Consider the following 16,065-nt stretch of genomic DNA (forward strand, 5'->3'; position numbering starts at 1 on the left):
TTTATAGGGGTGTTCGTGTATGAGAAACAGCTTGGTACGCGTCAGGTCAATCGTCTTAATTTTAGTGATATCCACTTTACTCGCCGCTTGCGGCGCGCAGAACAATAACGGCGGCAATACGGCAAGCCCCTCGGCATCGTCCAACGCGGCGACAGCCGAACCAACCGCATCGCCTGAAGGAACCAAAGAACCGCTGCCTCCCGTCAAACTATTGAACGTATCCTATGATCCGACAAGAGAATTTTACGTGGAATATAACAAAGCATTTGCGGCCTACTGGCAAGCGGAAAAAAATCAAAAGGTCGAAATCGATCAATCGCATGGCGGATCCGGCAAACAAGCCAGGGCTGTCATCGACGGACTAAAAGCCGACGTCGTTACGCTGGCGCTTGGATTCGATATCGACGCGATCGTCGAAGCCGGCCAGCTGGATGCGGATTGGCAGTCGCAATTCGAGCTCAACAGTTCACCGTATACGTCCACAATCGTATTCCTCGTCCGCAAAGGCAATCCGAAAGGCATTAAGGATTGGGGCGACCTGCTCAAGGAAGGCGTTGAAGTCATTACGCCGAATCCGAAGACATCCGGCGGCGCGCGCTGGAATTATCTTGCCGCATGGGGTTACGCGCTGAAGCAGAACAACAATGACGAAGCGGCCGCTCAGCAATTCGTGGCGGACTTGTTCAAGCACGTGCCGGTGCTGGATACCGGAGCGAGGGGCTCCACGACGACGTTTGTCGAACGCGGCATCGGCGACGTTCTGCTGGCTTGGGAGAACGAAGCCTACCTGTCGATCAACGAGCTGGGCCCGGACAAATTCGATATCGTTTATCCGTCGCTGAGCATTCTCGCGGAACCTCCGGTAGCAGTTGTCGACAAAGTGGTGGATGATCACGGCACAAGAGAAGTCGCGGAAGCCTACTTGCAATACTTATACTCGGAAGAAGGCCAGAAACTCGCAGGCAAACATTATTACCGTCCGACGGATGAGGTGATCGCCAATGAATTCGCGGATCAGTTCCCGCAGTTGGAGCTGCTCAAGATCGCCGATTTCGGCGGCTGGAAGGAAGCCCAGACCAAACATTTTGCCGACGGCGGTATTTTCGATCAAATTTATACGCCGGGCAAATAAGGCATGGCGTTTGTTTTCCAGAACAAGAACGGAGCTGATTTCTCATGAAAGGTTCCAAAAATCGCAGGGCGCTTCCGGGATTCGGACTGTCTCTAGGGTTCACGATCTTTTACATTAGCCTCATCGTCCTAATCCCGCTTGCCGCGGTGTTCTTCAAAACGTTCGAGCTTTCCATGGCGGATCTATGGAGCACGATTACGAACCCAAGGGTTCTGGCTTCGTATCGGATCAGCTTCACGACGGCGTTATGGGCCGGACTCATCAATGCGGTCTTCGGTCTGCTTGTTGCCTGGGTGCTGGTGCGGTACCGGTTCCCGGGCAAACGGATCATCGATAGTCTCGTCGATATCCCGTTCGCGCTCCCTACGGCCGTAGCCGGCATCGCGCTAACGACCATCTACGCGAAGACGGGGTGGGTCGGCTCGCTGATCGAGCCGCTAGGTATCAAAGTGACCTATACGCAGCTCGGCATCATTATCGCGCTTGTATTCATCGGGCTGCCGTTCGTCGTCCGAACGGTGCAGCCGGTGCTTCAGGACTTGGAGAAGGAGACGGAGGAAGCGGCTGTCATGCTTGGCGCTTATCGGCTGAGGACGTTTCTGCGAGTCGTGCTGCCGGAGCTAATGCCCGCCTTGTTGACAGGATTCGCTTTGGCTTTCGCGAGAGGGATCGGCGAATACGGATCGGTCGTCTTCATCTCCGGCAACATGCCGATGCGTACGGAGATTGCGCCGCTTCTCATCATGACAAAGCTCGAGCAATACGATTATGCGGGAGCGACGGCGATCGCAGCCGTTATGCTAACCGTATCCTTTATCCTGCTGCTAATCATTAACCTGTTGCAATGGCGAATGAGCAGACGCGCGATTCCGGATTGAGGCCGTACCGTCAGCTAGCAGGAATCACCCATACTACAAAGAGGGGATGAAAGGAGCTGATTCGGATGGCCGGTGCCATAACCGTATTCGCAAGCAAAGAAACGGCCCCGCGGCCGAAACATATTACGGAGCCTAAGTTCGTGCAATGGCTTCTAATCGGAATTGCCCTACTGTTCCTCGGTTTCGTCGTCCTGCTTCCTCTAGTGTCCGTATTCGTGGAGGCATTCAGGAAAGGCGTAGGTTTATACGTTCAAGGCTTAAGCGATCCGGACATGGTAGCCGCCTTGAAGCTGACTCTGATCGTCGCCGCCATCGCGGTGCCGCTCAATACCGTGTTCGGCGTTGCGGCGGCCTGGGCGATCAGCAAGTTTCAATTCAAAGGGAAAAATCTTCTCATTACGCTAATCGATTTGCCGTTCGCAGTATCTCCCGTTATCGCCGGTATGATATACGTGCTCCTGTTCGGCGCGCAAGGTTATTTCGGATCTTGGCTCGACGAACAAGGCATTCAAATCATTTTCGCCGTACCGGGCATCGTGCTCGCCACGATTTTCGTTACCGTGCCGTTCGTCGCGAGGGAGCTCATCCCGCTTATGCAGGCGCAAGGGGTGCAGCAGGAAGAAGCCGCGGCTAGCTTAGGCGCCAAGGGAGGATCCATCTTCTGGCGGGTGACGCTGCCGAACATCAAGTGGGGACTGCTTTACGGCATCATCCTTTGCAACGCCAGGGCAATGGGAGAGTTCGGAGCCGTGTCCGTCGTATCGGGGCATATTCGGGGGCAGACCAATACGCTGCCGCTGCACGTGGAAATTTTGTACAACGAATATCAGTTTTCCGCATCGTTCGCCGTTGCTTCGTTGCTCGTGATGTTAGCCGTCATTACCTTGATCGTGAAAGGGATCGTCGAGTGGAAATCGGGTTCGTCGCATGAGGCTCGGACGTAGCTCCGCAGCAGAAAACCATTGATGGAGGGGATTGTAATGGCAAAGCCGTTGGAAGTGGATGAAGTGTGGCAAGAAAGAATTTTGGAGCAGGTGAGTGGATTGCAATACGGCCAGGTCGTCATTACGGTCCACGACGGTAGAATCGTCCAGATTGACCGCACGGAGAGGAAACGGTACGACGCTCCGGCTCCAAGGCAAACTTCTGCGGAACAAGCGGACTCGGACCAGTCGGGCGCAGGCCATAGAACGAAAGCGAAAGGCTCTAAGGGCGGGGAAACGCTAAGAGCCGTCCAGTAGCGGATAATAAAAAACACGTCTCCGAACGGCTGATGCCGACTCGGAGACGTGTTTATTCGTTTGACGGTAAACGATAAGAGCCGCACCAGTCCTCCGACTGGTACGGCTCTTATCGCTGTTGGCATCCCGTATTAAGAGATGATGAACTTCACGATAACCGCAACGGCGAACGCAATGGTCATAAAACCAAGCATGCCGCCGAATCCGAACACAACATCCATCAAATCGTCGCGAGGCTCTTCGTTCACATGCTCGCGCGGATCTCTGACATTCTCCATCGGTGACGTCCTCCTTCAAAGCTTGCCCGGCAAACTTATCGTCATAGCTGATAATAGTATACCCAAAGTTTCGAATGATTGTAAAGAAGCCACGGTGACAATTGTAAGGCAATAACGATGCGAATTATGCTAAAATGGGAACAGAAGATCGGCTTCCGGGAGGGGAAACAAAAGATGGAGCATACCGAAGGCGCGAACACGGCCCGCCCAGCGGCGGTCATGGATGCCATTCGAAACAAGCTGGCGCTGCTGCCCGACAAGCCGGGCTGTTATCTTATGAAGAACAGGGACGGCCTCATTATTTACGTCGGCAAAGCGAAGGTACTCAAGAACAGGGTTCGCTCATATTTCATCGGGAGCCACAACGGCAAGACGCAGCGGCTCGTATCCGAGATTTACGATTTCGAATTCATCATAACCGGCAGCAACATGGAAGCGCTCATTCTGGAGTGCAACCTGATCAAGCAGCATCACCCGCGCTACAACGTTCTTCTGAAGGACGACAAGTCATTCCCGTATATCAAAATCACGAACGAAAAACATCCAAAACTGGAAGTGACGAGGCGGATCGTCAAGGATAAAGGCAAATACTTCGGCCCTTATCCGAACGCGTTCGCCGCCCAGCAAACGAAGAAGCTGCTCGACCGCCTGTATCCGCTTCGCAAATGCAAGACGCTGCCGGATAAAGTTTGCCTCTATTACCATCTTGGCCAATGCATCGCTCCATGCGAATTCGAGATCGAGAAAAACACTTACGATGCGATGATCGGAGAAATCGCGAAGTTCCTGAACGGCGGACATGATGCCGTGAAGGTGGAGCTCCAGCGGAAAATGGAGGAAGCGGCCGAGTCGCTCGAGTTCGAGCGCGCGAAGGAATACCGGGATCAGCTCATCGCCATCGACGCGGTTATGGAGAAACAGAAAATTACGATGTCCGACGCCATGGATCGCGACATCTTCGGTTACGCGGTCGACAAAGGCTGGATGGGTGTGCAAATCCTCTACATGCGGCAAGGCAAGCTCATCGAGCGGCATGGCACGACGTTCCCGTATTACGGCGAGGAATACGATGATTTTATGACGTTCGTGACGCAATATTACAGCGACAATCCCGCGTTGCCGAAGCAGATCCTGCTGCCGTTGCCGCCCGAAGGGGACAAAGAGCAGGAAGAGCTCGTGACTTCTTCGCTTGGCAGCTGGCTCAAGGTAAAGGTGTTAATGCCGCAGCGCGGCAAAAAAAGCGAAGTCGTGACCATGGCGCACGACAATGCGCGGATGAGTCTCGACGAGAAGTTCCGGTTGATCGAACGCGACGAGGAACGCAGCGTTAAAGCTTCCCGGTCGCTTGCCGGCTGGCTGGGGATGGAGCATATCAATCGCATCGAAGCATTCGATAACTCCAATATTCAAGGCACGAACCCGGTATCCGCGATGGTCGTGTTCACGGACGGCAAGCCGGATCGGAAAGAATACCGCAAGTATAAAGTGAAGACCGTCGTCGGAGCGGACGATTACGAGACGATGCGTGAAGTGATAAGGCGCAGGTACGAGCGCGTATTGAAGGAAGGGCTGACGCAGCCCGATTTGATCGTGGTGGACGGCGGCAAGGGCCAAATTTCGGCCGCGCTGGACGTCCTCGAGAACGAGCTCGGTTTGTTTATTCCCGTCTGCGGTCTGGTCAAGGACGCGAAACATAAGACGGCGCAGCTCATGACCGGCGATCCCGCGGAGATCGTTCCGCTGCCGCGGGACAGCCAGGAATTTTATTTGCTGCAGCGCATTCAGGACGAGGTTCACCGGTTCGCGATTACGTTCCACCGCGAGCAGAGGGCGAAGTCCATGGTGGAATCGAGGCTTGACGCCATTCCGGGTATCGGAGAGAAACGCAGGAAGCAGCTTCTTAAACACTTCGGCTCGCTCAAAAAAATAAAAGAGGCCTCCGTCGAAGACTTCAGGCCTCTCTCGATCGGCGATAAGCTCGCCGGGGATATTATTGCGGCTCTAAGGGATAAACCGTCGACGTGATCGGCGGATTCGTCCTTTTTTTCTTCCGATCCCAAGCCCTGAGCACATAGGCAATGAGAACAGGCAGCAGCACGAAGAAAATGGCGGAGACGATATTCGGCGCTCCCCCGACCATGATCAGCGAGCTGCCGACGGCGATGCTATTGAAGATGGCATGGGTGAACATCGCGGTAATGAAGCCGTACCGGACGAAGATGAAGCTGAACAGCAGCCCGATGACCATCAGCTCGAACAGTCGCGTCGTCGAAGGGTAGAACGGGTACATGACATGACCAAGCGACCAGAACAGCGTCGGAAGGATAGCGGCGGCGAACGTATGGCGGAACCACTTGCGGAATAACCCGATGCCGAAGAACCGGAATACGGCTTCCTCCGAGATGGCGGCCGCCCAGGCCAATACCGGCATAAGCCATAACACGCTAAAGTTATAGGGTGACATCGTGACGTCGCTTGTTCCCCAAGTACCGATGATTAGCTCAAGCGCCCGGAAGATGAGCGGCTGGATGCCGAGCAGAATGACCGCTAACAAATAGGATAGACCCATGCTTCGCCACACGTAGTCCCCATAACCGGGCTGTCCGAGACGCGGCCAAACTTGCCGGCCTTGCTCCTTCCATAACCCGTCTCCCGCGACGATGGACAAGTAAACGGATGCCGCCATCGGAACCGTGAGCAAGACGGTGATGACGGCCGTGAAGACGAGGACGCCATCGTCGAGAGGCGACTCGCCCTGGGCGGCGATCATTCCGTCGAAAACACTAAGGTTCATGATCAAATAGGCGATCGTGAAGACGACGGTTAATAGCCATCCGTATTTGAACGATGTAAACTTGCGATACAGTATCGAATAAACGATAGCCAGAATGCCAAGAATGACGCTCATCAATAGGTAGCCGATGCCGGTAAGCCAACCTGCCAGCCGGTCCTGACCCTTGACGTACGATTTATAGTCCTCCGGAACGTCGAAGACGGGTTTGTACATCGTGATGACGGATTTGCCGTTCACGGATTGAACTTGAAGTGTCACGTTCAGGTCGGCTTCCCCGGCTTTGATCCCTTCCGGCGTCATTCCCCACTCCCCGTTCTCGTATTCCGTTAACGATTCGAGGTCGGCGTCCTTATATTGTTTGCCGAGCAAAAAACTTTGCAGCTGCTCGCGCTTCTCTTCCTCGCTCAGCGAGTCGGAGGCAGCGGCATTCAGGTTCCACGCCAGCACGTCACCGGTATACATATTCAAGTAAACGAAGCCCGATCCTTTGCGATCGGCGAATTTCAGATTCACTTGGAACGTGTCCGTCGCGAACCGGTTGCCGTAGTCATCCTCGAATTTCTGAGTCAGCTTCTCTTTGGATAAATACCCGCTTAGGAGCTTGTCGGATTGATGGACCGTCCTGGCCTCGCGCACGGCATAACCCGTTTCCGATTCGGCGAATCGAACCGCCATCTCTTCAATTTCCCCCTTATCGATCACTTTGCCCCCGTATTTATGATCGGAGACGGAGAGAATCATGGGAACGATCTCGAGCAGAACGAACAGGATGCCTAATACCGCCGCCGCGATTACGTAACGTTTCCATTCTTTGCGCGTTATGATTTCAGTCATGCTTCACCTCGGATATGTATTGTAATCAGTTCTCCCATTACCTTATCACATTGTTGGGGAAATTATCCAACGACTTGTTTCCCGCGAATCGGACTCGCCGCGATCGGATTCAATAGCATTTATTATGGAAATAACTATTTAGACGGCGGCTGCGCGAAGACGGCCGAAATTTCGTTGATGCACAGCCTGACCGATGGACTAAGGGAAGCGGGATCGACATGAATGAGCGAAGTCGTTCGTTTCGCTTCCTCCAGCTCGCGAATCGGCATGACGATCAGATCGTTATCCTCGAGCAGCTGCTGTCTCATATACGATTTCGGCAGCAAGGTAGCCGCGCGGCAGGTATGGAGAAGCCTGAGAATCGCTTCGAACGAGTCAATCTCCATCCGAACGTCCGGCGAAATCCGATGCGTATCGAACAGCTCGTCCGTTAAGATCCGATACCAGGTGCCCTTCGAGAACAGGATCATCGGCAGGCCGTTCAAATCGTCGATTCGCAGGTCGCCCTTATCCGTGATGACATGGTTGCGCGGCAGGACGAGCAGCAGATGGTCGTCGAATAGCGAGACGCAGCGGATCGACGGATCGTCGATGCGGGAGGCGACAACGCCGAGGTCGACTTTATGCTCCCGGACATACGAGACGATTTCATGCGTTTTGCCGGTTACCGCCTTGATGTCGAATTCGGGATGGGTGGACGTCAGCCGCTGGATCAGGTCGGGCAGCGTCGTCTGCAAGGTCGTCAGGCTGGCGCCGATCGTCAACGAAGTTCGGCCAGTCGCCGTAAATTCGGAGACGTTGTGGAGAAACGCGCGATGAAGCTGCTTTAGCTCCAGCGCGTATTCGTAAGTCAGCTGTCCGATTCGGGTCAATTCGAGACGCTTGCCGACGCGCCGGAACAGCTGGGTGCCGATCTCGTCCTCCAGCTTGGCGATTTTGCGGGATAGCGCGGGCTGAGACAGGTTTAACAGCGCGGATGCTTTGTTCATGCTGGATTGCTCCACGATGACGCGGAAAACGTCGATCTCGTCGTACATGCCATAAGACTCCTTTTTAGCCGGTAATAAAATCTCTTATATCATTATGTTATAAGAAATTATAAAAAATATGCAATTCCATTATAAGCTGAAAAGGAGTAGGATGGAAGTATGGCAAATGTGTGTCGACTTTTGTTGACGGGGGTACGAGCGGGCGTTAAAATGTAGAATGGTTTGTTTAAGTTGTTTAAGTAAGAGTTCAAAAAGTTCGGTTATCAGTACCGAGAAGATTGAATGAAGCTAGAAACTGAGTAGCGGAGCGTAGCAGAGCTACGTGAGCAACCGCAATGTTTCCGGAGGAAACATACTTCGAAAGCATATGCTTAAGTTCGGCTGAATTCAATATTCGATGTCGAGTAAGCTTCTAGGATTACATCGTAATGGGAAGCGGACTTTTTGAACAACCTCTTAAAGTCTTGAAAGGAGAAGGAAACATGAAAGGAAATTCGTATTTCTCGCGCAAGCTGCACTCGCTCCTGGGGATCATTCCGCTGGGCGGGTTCATTGTTGTGCACGGACTCACGAATTATCAAGCGTTTGAGCGGGGGCCGGAGGGCTTTGATAAGGGCGTTCACTTCATCAACAGCTTGCCGCTGCTGCCATTGCTTGAAATATTCGCGATCTATCTTCCGTTGTTGTTCCACGGTATTTACGGCTTGTATGTCGCATACCAGTCGAACTCCAACACGGGACGCTTCAAGTATGGGCGCAACTGGGCGTTCACGGCGCAGCGCGTAACGGGCGTCATTACTTTTGTATTCGTTTTCTGGCATGTGTTCCAGACGCGCATGCAGGTCTACCTCGGCAATATTACGCACGAGGAGCTCGGCTCCACGATGAACCACATCGCCACCAGCCCGACTTACTTCGTGCTGTACGTCATCGGCGTGCTGGCTGCCGTGTTCCACTTCAGCAACGGCCTGTGGGCGTTCCTGATCAGCTGGGGCATCACGATCGGACCGAAGGCTCAGCGTATCTCTTCCTACATTTGCATGGGCGTGTTCGTCATCGTGTCCGCCCTGTTCATTCTTTCGCTGGTAGCGTTCATGGGCGACGAGTTCAAAGAAGCTGCGAATGCCGCTTTGACATGGACGAATATCGGTTAGTTTCGAAGACAAGGAGCGAAGCGTAATGGCAAAAAATAAAATTATCGTTGTCGGCGGCGGCCTTGCCGGCCTAATGGCAACGATCAAGGCAGCGGAAGCCGGTATCCACGTTGACCTGTTCTCCCTCGTGCCGGTCAAGCGTTCCCACTCCGTGTGCGCGCAAGGCGGCATCAACGGCGCGGTGAACACCAAGGGCGAAGGCGACTCCCCGTGGGAGCACTTCGACGATACCGTCTACGGAGGCGACTTCCTGGCGAACCAACCGCCGGTCAAGGCGATGTGCGAAGCCGCGCCTGGCATTATCCACTTGATGGACCGGATGGGCGTCATGTTCAGCCGTACTTCCGAAGGATTGCTCGACTTCCGCCGGTTCGGCGGCACCAAACATCACCGTACGGCTTTCGCCGGCGCTACGACAGGCCAGCAGCTGCTGTACGCGCTGGACGAGCAAGTTCGCCGCTGGGAAGCAGCGGGTCTGGTTAACAAATTTGAGCATTGGGAATTCCTGGGCGCGGTGCTTGACGACGACGGCGTTTGCCGCGGCGTATCCGCACAGGATCTGCGCTCCATGGAAGTACATACCGTTCGCGCTGACGCGGTCATTCTGGCGTCCGGCGGCCCCGGTATTATTTTCGGCAAAACGACAAACTCGGTTATCAATACGGGAACTGCCGCAAGCGCGGTGTACCAGCAAGGCGTCAAGTACGCTAACGGCGAGTTCATCCAAATCCATCCGACGGCGATCCCAGGCGACGACAAACTGCGCCTCATGTCGGAATCCGCGCGCGGCGAAGGCGGACGGATCTGGACGTACAAGGACGGCAAGCCTTGGTACTTCCTCGAAGAGAAGTATCCGGCCTACGGCAACCTGGTTCCGCGCGACATCGCGACTCGCGAAATCTTCTCCGTCTGCGTAGACCAGAAGCTTGGCATCAACGGCGAGAACATGGTGTACCTCGACCTGTCCCATAAGGATCCGAAGGAACTCGACGTGAAGCTCGGCGGCATCATCGAAATTTACGAGAAATTCATGGGCGACGACCCTCGCAAAATCCCGATGAAAATTTTCCCTGCGGTTCATTACTCCATGGGCGGCATGTGGGTCGACTACAACCAAATGACGAATATCCCAGGTTTGTTCGCGGCAGGCGAATGCGAATACCAATATCACGGCGCGAACCGTCTCGGCGCGAACTCCCTGCTGTCCGCAATCTACGGCGGCATGGTAGCCGGTCCGAAAGCGGTCGAGTACATCAAGGGTCTCAAGAAGTCGGCGGAAGACGTAGCCTCGTCCGTATTCGAGCGCGATACGAAACGCCATACCGAGAAGTACAACCGCATTCTCGGCATGAACGGCACGGAGAACGCTTATGTCATTCATAAAGAGCTTGGCGAGTGGATGACGAACAACATGACCGTCGTTCGGTTCAACGACAAGCTGGAAGCGACGATCGGCAAGATCAAGGAACTCAAGCAGCGTTACCAGAACATCAACATTAACGATACGGCGCAATGGAACAACGCCGGCGTGGCGTTCACGCGCCAGCTGTGGAACATGCTTGAGCTTTCCGAAGCGATGACGCTCGGCGCCTTGATGCGGAACGAAAGCCGCGGCGCCCACTACAAACCGGACTTCCCGGAACGCGACGACGATCAGTTCATGAAGTCGACGATCGCCGACTGGACGCCGGACGGGCCGAAAATCTCCTACGAGGACATTGACGTTAGCCTGATCGCTCCGCGCAAACGCGACTACTCGACCGAAAAGAAGAAAGGAGAATAACGATGGCCGAAACGACTGTAGCATCCAAAACCGTTAAGTTTATCATTTCCCGTCAGGATACGCCGGAATCTAAGCCGTACACGGAAGAGTTCGAGCTGCCTTACCGTCCGAACATGAACGTCATCAGCGGTTTGATGGAAATCCAGCGAAACCCGACGACGGCGGACGGCGCGAAGACGTCTCCGGTCTGCTGGGAATCCAATTGTCTGGAAGAAGTATGCGGCGCTTGCTCGATGGTCATCAACGGCAAACCTCGCCAAGCATGCAGCGCGCTGATCGATCAGCTGGAGCAACCTGTTCGTCTGGAGCCGATGCGCACGTTCCCGGTCGTCCGCGACCTCGTCATCAACCGCGAGCGCATGTTCAATGCCTTGAAGAAGGTCAAAGCATGGATTCCGATCGACGGCACATACGACCTCGGTCCCGGACCGCGGATGGCGGAATCGAAGCGCCAATGGGCGTACGAGCTGTCCAAGTGTATGACATGCGGCGTCTGCCTGGAGTCCTGCCCGAACGTGAACGACCGCAACAGCTTCATCGGTCCTGCGGCGATCTCGCAGGTTCGACTATTCAACGCTCACCCTACGGGCGAGATGAACAAGGAAGAACGTCTCGACGAACTGATGACGGACGGCGGCATCGAAGGCTGCGGCAACTCGCAGAACTGCGTGCGTTCGTGTCCGAAGGGCATTCCGCTGACGACATCCATCGCGGCGATGAACAAGGACACCACCACACATCTTTTCAAAAAATGGCTTGGCATGTAATCCAGCGTCTCGTCATCGCAGGTTTTGCCTATTTCATGGGCAGCCGGCATATCAAGGCCTCGCAAGCGGACAACCGCAGCGGGGCTTTTTTTGCGCCTATTTGATATTGATAATTATTATCATAGCAGTCGATTTTATCATAAGCAATTTGCGCATCCTTGTCAATCGCGGGAAGACTAACGGGGGATACTATTCGGAGGGAGACAAGCGGGTTGCCAAAAAAAGTTGCGCCTGATAAGATAGTTAACGAACGTTCGTTAAGCAATCTCGCAGGCCATCTTTCGAGAAATTCAAACAGCAGAGGGATTACATTCATGAAACCGATCAAACAACAAAAAGCAGTTATCGTTATTCTTCTCAGCAACATCTTCATTGCATTCGTTGGCATCGGGCTAGTCGTTCCGGTGATGCCGTCGATTATGACAGAAATGAACTTATCGGGCAAAACAATGGGGTATCTCGTTGCGGTATTCGCGGTGGCTCAGCTTCTCATGTCGCCGATTTCCGGACGATGGGTCGACCGGTACGGCAGGAAAAAAATGATTCTGGCCGGTTTGTTTCTATTCGCGGTCTCGGAGCTGCTCTTCGGGCTAGGGCAACATGTCTCCGTGTTGTACGCATCCAGATTGCTGGGAGGCGTCAGCGCCGCTTTCGTCATGCCGGCGGTAACAGCCTATTTGGCCGATATTACGACTGTCGAGGAACGCCCTCAAGCGATGGGGTATTTATCCGCCGCGATCAGCACCGGCTTCATTATAGGACCGGGCATTGGCGGTTTCGTCGCGGAGCACGGCATCCGTTTGCCGTTTTATTTGGCGGCGGGAATCGCCTTCGCCGCTTGCGCCGTATCGTTGTTCCTATTGAAGGAACCGATGACCAAGAAGCAGCTTGCGGAGCTTGCGGGGCAAACAAAGGAATCCAGCTTCTTCGGGGATTTGAAGAAATCGTTCCGGCCGGATTATTTTATCGCCTTTCTGATCGTTTTCGTCCTGGCGTTCGGCTTGTCCGCGTACGAGACGATATTTAGTTTGTTCTCCGATCATAAATTCGGATTTAGTCCGCAGGACATTGCGGCCATCATTACCATAAGCGCCGTCTTCGGCGTTATCGTGCAGCTGTTCCTGTTCGGGAAGATGGTAGAGAAAATCGGGGAGAAACGTTTGATCCAGCTCTGCTTGGTCGCTGGCGCCGTTTTGGCGGTTCTATCCACCATGGTCGACGGATTCTTGTTGGTGCTCGCGGTGACTTGCTTCATCTTCCTTGCGTTCGATTTGCTTCGTCCGGCATTAACCTCTTACTTATCCAAAGCGGCAGGGAAGGAACAAGGTTATGTCGCGGGGATGAATTCCACGTATACGAGCATGGGCAACATCGCGGGTCCGGCGCTCGGAGGCATGCTGTTCGACGTCGATATCAACTTCCCGTATTTATTTGCCGCCGTCGTCATTTTCATTGGCCTGCTTCTTACGACAGTATGGAAGGAGCGCCAGCCAATAAAGTCGAATTAGACCGATGCTATACCATACGCCGTACCGTGCCAGTCTGCGGTCTGAATTATACTCAAATTTGAGGTTGTATATTACTCAAATTTGAGTATAATCTGTGAATAGGGATAACGAACGAAAGAAGGATAGGTGAGAAGATGGACGCGGATAAAAGCAACACGAAGCTAGTCGTAGCGGGTCTAATGTTGGGGTTATTCATGGCTGCGCTGGATCAGACGATCGTATCGACCGCGATGGCGACGATCATCAAGCAGCTGGGCGGGTTCGAATATTTTATTTGGGTATACTCGGCCTATATGATCGCGATGGTCGTGGCGACGCCGATCTTCGGGAAGCTGTCGGACATGTACGGCCGTCGCAGGTTCTTCCTGCTCGGACTCGGCTTGTTCGTGATCGGCTCCATTCTGTGCGGAACGGCCATGAACATGGAGCAATTGATCATCTATCGCGCCATTCAAGGGATCGGCGGCGGGGCGTTGATGCCGATCGTGTTCGCGATTATTTTCGATATGTTCCCAGCGGAGAAACGCGGCAAAATGATGGGTTTGTTCGGGGCCGTATTCGGCATTTCGAGCGTATTCGGTCCGATCATGGGGGGAGCCATTACGGACAACTTCAGCTGGCGCTGGATTTTCTACATTAACGTACCGATCGGCATCCTGTCGTTTTTGTTTATTCTCAAAGCTTACCATGAATCGAAAGTAGTTAAAAAACAATACATCGACTGGGCGGGCGCGATTCTGCTGACGACGTCCATTCTGCTGCTGATGTTCGGACTGGAGCTCGGCGGCACGGATGGCTGGGCTTGGGGGTCGGCGCAAACGATCAGCTTGTTCGCGGGCGCGGGCGTATTGCTCGCCTTGTTCTTGTACGCGGAGACGAAAGCCAAGGATCCGATCGTTAATCTCGGCTTGTTCGGCAGGCAGGTGTTCACGAGCAGCATGATGATCAGTTTGTTCTACGGCGGCGTTATGATGGCGGGCGCGACGTACATCCCGATTTTCATCCAGGGCGTCTTCCACAAGACGGCCACGGAAACAAGCACCGTGCTTATTCCGATGATGCTGGCCGTCGTCGTGAGCAGCCAGATCGGCGGCCGCGTCGCGGACAAATTCAAATTCCGCAACGTCATGGTCATTTCCGGTTTGACGCTGCTCGCCGGCACGCTGCTGCTGGGTTACGGGTTGGACACGTCGACGAGCAGAGGCATCATTACGCTTTATATGATCGTTATCGGTCTCGGCATGGGCGTTTCGTTCTCATTGCTTAATATTTCCGCGCTTAGCGCCGTACCGCCGCAATCCAAAGGTTCGGCCACGTCCTTGATTACGTTCTTCCGGACGATCGGCTCCGCGCTCGGCATAACCGTATTCGGCGTCATTCAGAAATCGAGCTTCCAGTCGGGGCTCGAAGAGGTACCAGATCTGAGCCCGGCGTTCGCGGAGCAGATCAAAGGCGGCCAAGCGCTGCTGGATCCCGCCGTGCAAGCGCAGATGGGATTAAGTGAGGATTTGGTAACCTCCTTGCTTGGCAAGCTGGCCGACTCTATTATCGAAGTGTTCCAATGGTCGGCTATTCTGCCGATTGCGGCGCTTGTGTTCGCGATTCTAATGGGCAGCGCCAGAATGAAATCCGCTGCGTCCCCATCCGCTTCCGGCCAGGAAGGCGGCGGACATCCGGCAGAGCCGTCGCTGCGCAGAGGATAACACGATGTCCGTAAAGCTGCTCGTTCTGGGGTTGATGATGGAGCAGGATCGTCATCCCTATGACATTCGCCAGACGATAAAAGCCCGGAATTGGCATGTTACTTTCAATGTGCGCGACGGCTCCTTGTATTACGCGGTCGATCAGCTTCGGGAAGAAGGCATGATCGAAGCGGCGGAGGTCGTGCAGATTTCCGGCCAGAACAGGCCGGACAAAACGATTTACCGCATAACGGACAAAGGCAGGGAGGCGCTGAACCGGATGCTTAACAAGCAGCTGGGAGAGACGGCTTTCCCGCAGCATCCAGTCTTGCCGGCTCTGCCGTTCATTCGGCATGGCGATCGGGACCGCACGCTCCGTCATTTGGAGAGTCAGCTGACGGCATGCAAGGAGCGAATCGCGTTAATGGAATCCGTCCAGAAGTTGAAGGAAGGGGCGCTGCCGCGAGGTTCGATCCACTTACTGCGCGGCATTCTGAAGTTCAGCTTGGCAGAGAAGGAGTGGCTGGACGAAATCATCGCGGAAGCGAGGAACGGAAGGCTATTCGAGCCTAAGCCTTTATAGCCCCTGCTGGCGAGTGAATAACGCCATAACAAACAAACCGCCAAGGACCAGGTCCTTGGCGGTTATTGCCGTTCTGCGGCAATTGCCGCTGGCATGCTAGGCAGTTGCTGCGCTTACATCCACTGCTCGCCCCATGCTTGGATCGATTCGATGACGGGCTGCAGATCGCGCCCTTTGGGCGTCAGCTCGTATTCGATCCGCACCGGCATCTCCGGATAGACTTGACGGTTCACAATGCCAAGCGTCTCCAGCTCTTTCATTCGGTCGGTTAACATTTTATCGCTCATCTCGGGAATTTGCTCTTTCATGTCCTTGAATCTCTTCGGACCGCCAAGCAGCACCCGTATAATTCTGCCCGTCCACTTCTTCCCTAACAAATCCGCCGCTGCTTCGTATCTTGGGCACATTGTCGAATAATCCACCGAAATCACCCCGCTTTTTG

Annotated in this window: 15 protein-coding genes; 11 read left to right on the forward strand and 4 right to left on the reverse strand. The window is 54.2% G+C overall.

What is annotated here, in order from left to right; all coding sequences use genetic code 11:
* The first annotated feature begins 19 nt into the window (after window positions 1-19).
* From RB620_RS10645 to RB620_RS10660, 4 genes are all read left to right on the forward strand, one after another.
* Complete coding sequence (locus RB620_RS10645; protein WP_308094129.1) at window positions 20-1,132, forward strand: sulfate ABC transporter substrate-binding protein; 1,113 nt, start codon at window positions 20-22, stop codon at window positions 1,130-1,132.
* A 44-nt stretch (window positions 1,133-1,176) separates the two neighbouring features.
* Entirely contained in the window at window positions 1,177-2,010 is an 834-nt protein-coding gene (gene cysT / locus RB620_RS10650; RefSeq protein WP_308094130.1) for a sulfate ABC transporter permease subunit CysT, read from the forward strand.
* Window positions 2,011-2,075: 65 nt separating this feature from the next.
* Window positions 2,076-2,954, forward strand: coding sequence for a sulfate ABC transporter permease subunit CysW (gene cysW, locus RB620_RS10655; protein WP_308094131.1), 879 nt, complete (start codon window positions 2,076-2,078; stop codon window positions 2,952-2,954).
* 36 nt (window positions 2,955-2,990) lie between these two features.
* Window positions 2,991-3,251, forward strand: a complete 261-nt coding sequence (locus RB620_RS10660; protein ID WP_308094132.1) for a YezD family protein — start codon at window positions 2,991-2,993, stop codon at window positions 3,249-3,251.
* A gap of 131 nt (window positions 3,252-3,382) precedes the next feature.
* Here RB620_RS10660 and RB620_RS10665 read toward each other — a convergent pair whose 3' ends face one another.
* Window positions 3,383-3,529, reverse strand: coding sequence for a YqzM family protein (locus RB620_RS10665; protein WP_308094133.1), 147 nt, complete (start codon window positions 3,527-3,529; stop codon window positions 3,383-3,385).
* Between the two features lie 219 nt (window positions 3,530-3,748).
* On the opposite strand from RB620_RS10665, the gene uvrC reads away from it, so the two are divergent.
* On the forward strand, window positions 3,749-5,554 hold the full coding sequence (uvrC, locus tag RB620_RS10670; RefSeq protein ID WP_308094261.1) for an excinuclease ABC subunit UvrC: 1,806 nt from the start codon (window positions 3,749-3,751) through the stop codon (window positions 5,552-5,554).
* Here uvrC and RB620_RS10675 read toward each other — a convergent pair.
* The gene (locus RB620_RS10675; protein WP_308094134.1) at window positions 5,520-7,157 is read right to left on the reverse strand and encodes a CPBP family glutamic-type intramembrane protease; all 1,638 of its coding nucleotides are present in this window, start codon (window positions 7,155-7,157) and stop codon (window positions 5,520-5,522) included. The two genes, uvrC and RB620_RS10675, sit on opposite strands and share 35 nt — an antisense overlap.
* 134 nt (window positions 7,158-7,291) lie before the next feature.
* Entirely contained in the window at window positions 7,292-8,194 is a 903-nt protein-coding gene (locus tag RB620_RS10680) for a LysR family transcriptional regulator (protein WP_308094135.1), read from the reverse strand.
* A gap of 434 nt (window positions 8,195-8,628) precedes the next feature.
* Here RB620_RS10680 and RB620_RS10685 point away from each other — a divergent pair, with 434 nt between their 5' ends.
* From RB620_RS10685 to RB620_RS10710, 6 genes are all read left to right on the forward strand, one after another.
* On the forward strand, window positions 8,629-9,300 hold the full coding sequence (locus tag RB620_RS10685; RefSeq protein WP_308094137.1) for a succinate dehydrogenase cytochrome b558 subunit: 672 nt from the start codon (window positions 8,629-8,631) through the stop codon (window positions 9,298-9,300).
* Window positions 9,301-9,325: 25 nt separating this feature from the next.
* A complete protein-coding gene (sdhA, locus tag RB620_RS10690; RefSeq protein ID WP_308094138.1) occupies window positions 9,326-11,083 on the forward strand; it encodes a succinate dehydrogenase flavoprotein subunit in 1,758 nt (585 codons plus the stop codon).
* Window positions 11,084-11,085: 2 nt separating this feature from the next.
* A complete protein-coding gene (gene sdhB, locus RB620_RS10695; protein WP_308094139.1) occupies window positions 11,086-11,850 on the forward strand; it encodes a succinate dehydrogenase iron-sulfur subunit in 765 nt (254 codons plus the stop codon).
* A 314-nt stretch (window positions 11,851-12,164) separates the two neighbouring features.
* The gene (locus tag RB620_RS10700; RefSeq protein ID WP_308094141.1) at window positions 12,165-13,358 is read left to right on the forward strand and encodes an MFS transporter; all 1,194 of its coding nucleotides are present in this window, start codon (window positions 12,165-12,167) and stop codon (window positions 13,356-13,358) included.
* A gap of 134 nt (window positions 13,359-13,492) precedes the next feature.
* The gene (locus RB620_RS10705; RefSeq protein WP_308094143.1) at window positions 13,493-15,061 is read left to right on the forward strand and encodes an MDR family MFS transporter; all 1,569 of its coding nucleotides are present in this window, start codon (window positions 13,493-13,495) and stop codon (window positions 15,059-15,061) included.
* Between the two features lie 4 nt (window positions 15,062-15,065).
* A complete protein-coding gene (locus RB620_RS10710; protein WP_308094145.1) occupies window positions 15,066-15,623 on the forward strand; it encodes a helix-turn-helix transcriptional regulator in 558 nt (185 codons plus the stop codon).
* 113 nt (window positions 15,624-15,736) lie between these two features.
* Here RB620_RS10710 and RB620_RS10715 read toward each other — a convergent pair whose 3' ends face one another.
* Window positions 15,737-16,045 (reverse strand): winged helix-turn-helix transcriptional regulator, encoded by a 309-nt coding sequence (locus RB620_RS10715; protein ID WP_308094147.1) that lies wholly within the window; start codon window positions 16,043-16,045, stop codon window positions 15,737-15,739.
* Window positions 16,046-16,065 lie beyond the last annotated feature (20 nt).

Source organism: Paenibacillus sp. LHD-117, from assembly GCF_030929555.1.
Classification (GTDB): Bacteria; Bacillota; Bacilli; order Paenibacillales; family Paenibacillaceae; genus Pristimantibacillus.

Excerpts from the sequence above, each read along its gene's own strand:
- RB620_RS10645 (WP_308094129.1), top strand. The coding sequence starts at position 20 with ATGAGAAACAGCTTGGTACGCGTCAGGTCAATCGTCTTAATTTTAGTG.
- cysT (WP_308094130.1), top strand. The coding sequence starts at position 1,177 with ATGAAAGGTTCCAAAAATCGCAGGGCGCTTCCGGGATTCGGACTGTCT.
- cysW (WP_308094131.1), top strand. The coding sequence starts at position 2,076 with ATGGCCGGTGCCATAACCGTATTCGCAAGCAAAGAAACGGCCCCGCGG.
- RB620_RS10660 (WP_308094132.1), top strand. The coding sequence starts at position 2,991 with ATGGCAAAGCCGTTGGAAGTGGATGAAGTGTGGCAAGAAAGAATTTTG.
- RB620_RS10665 (WP_308094133.1), bottom strand. The coding sequence starts at position 3,529 with ATGGAGAATGTCAGAGATCCGCGCGAGCATGTGAACGAAGAGCCTCGC.
- uvrC (WP_308094261.1), top strand. The coding sequence starts at position 3,749 with ATGGATGCCATTCGAAACAAGCTGGCGCTGCTGCCCGACAAGCCGGGC.
- RB620_RS10675 (WP_308094134.1), bottom strand. The coding sequence starts at position 7,157 with ATGACTGAAATCATAACGCGCAAAGAATGGAAACGTTACGTAATCGCG.
- RB620_RS10680 (WP_308094135.1), bottom strand. The coding sequence starts at position 8,194 with ATGTACGACGAGATCGACGTTTTCCGCGTCATCGTGGAGCAATCCAGC.
- RB620_RS10685 (WP_308094137.1), top strand. The coding sequence starts at position 8,629 with ATGAAAGGAAATTCGTATTTCTCGCGCAAGCTGCACTCGCTCCTGGGG.
- sdhA (WP_308094138.1), top strand. The coding sequence starts at position 9,326 with ATGGCAAAAAATAAAATTATCGTTGTCGGCGGCGGCCTTGCCGGCCTA.
- sdhB (WP_308094139.1), top strand. The coding sequence starts at position 11,086 with ATGGCCGAAACGACTGTAGCATCCAAAACCGTTAAGTTTATCATTTCC.
- RB620_RS10700 (WP_308094141.1), top strand. The coding sequence starts at position 12,165 with ATGAAACCGATCAAACAACAAAAAGCAGTTATCGTTATTCTTCTCAGC.
- RB620_RS10705 (WP_308094143.1), top strand. The coding sequence starts at position 13,493 with ATGGACGCGGATAAAAGCAACACGAAGCTAGTCGTAGCGGGTCTAATG.
- RB620_RS10710 (WP_308094145.1), top strand. The coding sequence starts at position 15,066 with ATGTCCGTAAAGCTGCTCGTTCTGGGGTTGATGATGGAGCAGGATCGT.